Source organism: Streptomyces apricus (genome assembly GCF_008369065.1).
Taxonomy (GTDB): domain Bacteria; phylum Actinomycetota; class Actinomycetes; order Streptomycetales; family Streptomycetaceae; genus Streptomyces; species Streptomyces apricus.
In genome coordinates, this window is sequence record NZ_VDFC01000084.1 from 1 (window position 1) to 2,754 (window position 2,754).

1 protein-coding gene and 1 pseudogene are annotated in these 2,754 nt (G+C 74.2%); both read right to left on the reverse strand.

Features of this window, described 5'->3' with window-relative positions; genetic code table 11:
* A partial coding sequence (locus tag FGF04_RS36415) for a phosphatidylglycerol lysyltransferase domain-containing protein (protein WP_149515679.1) occupies positions 1-1,299 on the reverse strand: 1,299 nt, incomplete at its 3' end.
* A gap of 180 nt (positions 1,300-1,479) precedes the next feature.
* Positions 1,480-2,530: pseudogene (gene cobT / locus FGF04_RS36420) on the reverse strand (nicotinate-nucleotide--dimethylbenzimidazole phosphoribosyltransferase).
* Positions 2,531-2,754 lie beyond the last annotated feature (224 nt).

The window sequence follows — 2,754 nt, forward strand, 5'->3', positions numbered from 1 at the left end:
CCCTTCCCCCTCGCCGCCGTCCCGGCATTCGAGCATCACGCACCGCCCGTCGCCGGGGTCCCCGAGCCGCCCCAGCGCCATGCTGAAACCGCGTTCGGTCGCCCCGTCCCGCCAGTCGTCGGCGCGTGCGAGCAGGTACGCCATCTCGTCGGCCGGGATGTCCTCGTGGCGCCGCACGCGCACCCGGTACCCCGCGCGCCGGACCCGGTTGTAGGCCTGCCGCACGGTCCGCATGGCCCGCCCGTCCAGGGTGAAGTCGGCGGTCTCCACGACGGCCTCGTCGCCGATCTCCAGCGCGTCCAGGCCGTGCCGGGCGTAGACGGTCCCGGCCTCCTCGCCCGCGCCCATCACCGCCGGGATCCAGCCGTGCGCCCGCGCCTCGGCGAGCCAGGGGCCGATGGCGCCGGGCCACGCCTCGGGGTCGCCGACCGGGTCGCCCGAGGCCAGCGAGACGCCGCCCACGACGCGGTGCACGACGGCGGCCTTGCCGGTCGGCGACCACACCACGCTCTTCTCGCGGCGCAGCGCGAAGTAGCCGAGGGAGTCGCGGTCGCCGTGCCGGTCGAGCAGCGCCCGCAGCCGCTCCTCGTCGCCGGCGCTGAGCGGGTCGACGACGCGGCGGGAGCGGAAGGCGGCGTACAGGACGGCCAGGACCAGCAGGGTGCTCAGGACGTTGACGGCGACGTCCGCCCAGTGGGGAGTGGTGATCCCGGGGAAGCGGGAGTCGTCGGCGACCGAGACCAGCCGCAGGGTGCCGTAGCGCCAGCGGTCGGTGAAGGTCGACAGGTGCGCGTCGCGGGCGTGGTTGGTGGCGGTCACGAGCAGCGCGGCCAGCAGGGAGCAGACCAGCAGCCCGCCGGTGCCCACGAGTGCCGCGAGCCGGGGGTTCGAGCGGTCGCCCTTCGCGTAGAACTCGCGCCGGCCGACGAGCAGGGACGCCACGAACGCCGCCGTCAGGACGAGCGAGATCCAGTTCTGCGGGTGGCGGCGGACCTCGGGGAAGGCCATGGCGAAGGCGAACAGCAGCAGGAACGCTCCGCTGAGGGCGAGGTTGAGGATCCAGGCGGCCCGCTTGCGCCGGCGCATCGTGATCGCCAGGAACAGGGTGAACACCCCGGACGCGAAACCGGCCGTCAGCAGGTACGGGGTGAAGCAGTCCTGCGTGTTGTGGCGCCGCACGTCCTGGCCGAGGGAGACCCAGACGGCGCTGAGGAAGTTGAGGAACGCGACGGCGCGGAGGTACCAGACGGCGGCCCCGGCGGCCCGCCGCCGGATACCGATGACTCGGGCGCTTCCCATGAAGCGGGATGATATGTCCCACTTTGGCCATTGATGCGGCGCGGCACGTCGACTGCGGGCCGGTGGGGGCCGTTCGCGCAGTTCCCCGCGCCCCTTAAAGGCGAAAGACAGGGGCGCAGCCCCGTCTTAAGGGGCGCGGGGAACTGCGCGACAAGCCCCCACCGGGCCGCACCCGACGAACTACCCCTGGCCCGCCTCCGGCAACTCCGCTGCCAGCGCCGCCGCCGCCTGGACCAAAGGCAAGGCGAGCAGCGCCCCCGCCCCCTCCCCGACCGTCACCGTGGGAGAGCAGCGGCTCCAGCGCCATCCGGTCGAACGCCTTCGCCTGCGCCGGCTCCCCGCTGCTCTGCCCCGCCAGCCACCAGTCCGGCGCCCGGAAGGCGACCCGCTGCCCGACCAGCGCGCAGGCCGCCGAGACGACCCCGTCCAGCATCACCGGCGTCTTGCGCACGGCGCTCTGCAGCAGGAACCCGGTGATCGCGGCCAGGTCGGCGCCGCCCACCGTCGCGAGCAGCTGCAACTGGTCCCCGAGGACGGGCCGGGCGCGCCGCAGCGCGTCGCGCACCGCCGCGCACTTGCGCATCCAGGCGAGGTCGTCGATGGCCCGCCCCCCGCGCCCGGTCACCACCGACGCGTCGGTCCCGCACAGCGCGGCCACCAGCACCGCCGCCGCCGTCGTCCCGCCGACGCTCACGTCCCCCAGGACGACCAGGTCGGTCCCGGAGTCCGCCTCCTCGTCCGCGACGGCGACCCCCGCCAGGAAGGCGGCCTCCGCCTCCTCCGGCGTCAGCGCGTCCTCCACGTCGATCCGTCCGGACCCGCGCCGCACCCGGTGGCGCACGACCTCGTCGGGCAGCTCCCCGGGGTCGCAGTCGAGCGCCATGTCCACCACCCGCACGGGCACCCCGAGGCGCCGGGCGAGCACCGAGACCGGGCTGGAGCCGTCGAGCACGGAACGCACCAGCAGATCCGCGCTCGACGCGGGCCGCGCCGACACCCCGAGACCGGCCACCCCGTGGTCCCCCGCGAACAGCACCACGCGCGGACGCTCGATCGCCCGCACCGGCACGGCCGCCTGCGCCGCGGCCAGCCACTCACCGAGTTCGTCGAGGCGTCCGAGCGCCCCGGGCGGCACGGCGCGGCTCTCCCGGCGCGCCTCCGCGTCACGGCGTACGCCACCGTCCGGACGCTCGATCAGATCGGTGAAGTCGTCGAGATTAAGCGAGCTCATTCGCCGAACAGTACCGGCAGTGATCCGCCCGGGAACCGGGCGGTCGGCGGGTGTACGGGGCCCGCCCGGCGCACCGGGGACCGCCATCCCCTGTGCTCCGGTTTGCAGTGAATTGTCATACCGGTTTGTATCAGCTGGTAACAGCCCATATCAGTCCCTAAAGGGTTTTACCCAGTCGGACCGGCAGGAGCAGCCAGACCATGCCCCCCACACCCGTCCAGCCC